Source organism: Streptomyces sp. RP5T, assembly GCF_003933965.1.
Lineage (GTDB): Bacteria > Actinomycetota > Actinomycetes > Streptomycetales > Streptomycetaceae > Streptomyces.
Genome location: NZ_RSAJ01001022.1, coordinates 1 through 1640, shown reverse-complemented (window position 1 = coordinate 1640; position 1640 = coordinate 1). Strand labels below are relative to the sequence as shown.

Sequence of the window (1640 nt, the reverse complement as noted above, 5' to 3'; positions counted from 1 at the left end):
GGGCTTCTGCGGCGGTCAGCCCGGTGCCGGCGAAGCGCCAGTGCGAGAGGACGAGGACGGTGTCCGGTGCGGGCAGCGGGTGTCCGGCTGCCGCGGCGCGTTCGCGGGTGAGTGCTTCGTTGTGGTCGGCGCGCTCTTGGCGGAGGGCGCCGAGGGTGACGGAGTACGCGCGGGACTTGGTGGAGAAGTGGCCGCGGAAGCCGAGCATGTGAGCCCACTTGCGCAGGCGCAGGTCTTCGAGTTCGGGCAGGGCCCCGAGGTGCCAGCAGGTGAGGATCAACTGACGTGCGTGATCGGTGACTTCAGCGCCGATCAGGTCCGTGATGGGGTTGCGGATGGGGCGGTCCAGGGTGCCCGTCGCGCTTTCGGCGCCCTTGGTGGCGTACTTGGCGATGTAGGCGGCGACGGCGCGGCTGGTGAGGTCGGTGGCGCCGGTGAAGTCAGCCGAGCGGATGGGGCGGATGTCGAGTTGTTCGCCGAAGCGGAAGGTGTGGGCACGGCCGTCGAGGACCGGGCCGGGTGTCTCGACGAGGCGGACGGCGGAGCGGATGGAGTCGGCGAGGAGTTCGGTGGTGGCCCAGGTGGGTGGGGTGTCCTCGGCTCCGTCCGGTCCGTCGAGCCGGATCACCGCGTGGAAGTGGACGGCGCCTCGCCGTTGGTATTCGGCAACTTTGGCGTAGGAGACCTTGAGGCAGTCGCGCAGCGCCGAGCGGCGGATGCCCGCGCGGGAGGCGATTTGTTGGCGCAGGTAGGTGGTGAAGCGGGCCCAGAGGGCACCGGCGTGCGCGTTCCAGAGGACGGCGGCGCGGTAGTCGTAGCGGTCGGGACTCAGAGGCGTTCCCAGGACAGGGTCACCGTCCGGGTGGAGGCGTCCGCAGCGGCAGCGGCCGCCGCCGGGCCGGTTGTGGACAGGGCCGAAGGAGGGGGCGGTGAAGGTGGCGAAGACGCGGGGATGTTCGGCGACGGCCGGGCCGATTCCCTTGCCGCCGCTCAGACCGGCTGTGACGAGGTGGTAGGTATCTTTGCGGTAGACCTCGGCGCACGCGGCGCACCGTGTGGCGCGGCGGTTGTTGCAGCGGATGAGGAGCTGTCCGGCGGGAAGGTCGCGGTCGGCGATCTCGCGGACGATCTCCCCCGTCGAGGCGTGGACGTCGAGGCGGTGGCCCTCCATCCGTACGGGCCGCTCGCAGCCGCCGAGCCGTTGGATCTGGTGTGCGTAGGTGCTCAGTTCGCCGTGCAGGGCGAGGGCCGCCAGTTGGCGGATGGCTCCGGTCGGAGCCTCGGGGCGCATGTGCGGGTTCCTCCTTGGAGACGGGAGCGGGGGCAGCAGCCCGGCTTGTCCAGGGGGCTAGACAGTGTGGGCAAGCCAGGCTGCTGAAGCAGATGCGGTCAGCGGCGGTCGCTCTTGAGGATCGAGCGGACGGTGACGGCGCAGACGGCCACCGAGGCGGCGGTGATCGCCACGGCCAGGAGCATGGAGACCAGGACGGCGCCGAGGACGAGGACAAGGGCGCCACCGCCGGCGGCGAGGGTGAGCATGCCGCCCGGAGTGAGCTGCACCGCGGGCCGGTTGGAGGCGGGAGCGGACGAAATCGGGGCGGCGGTGGGGACGTAGGGCGCCGGGGTTGTCGGAACCGGAG

2 protein-coding genes are annotated in these 1640 nt (G+C 71.4%); both read right to left on the bottom strand.

Annotated elements, in window-relative coordinates; translation table 11 throughout:
* A partial coding sequence (locus tag EHS43_RS44090) for a replication initiator (RefSeq protein WP_125196001.1) occupies positions 1-1291 on the bottom strand: 1291 nt, incomplete at its 3' end.
* A gap of 98 nt (positions 1292-1389) precedes the next feature.
* Positions 1390-1640 (bottom strand): SpdD protein (locus EHS43_RS44085; RefSeq protein ID WP_125196000.1); only part of this gene is annotated, 251 nt, incomplete at its 5' end.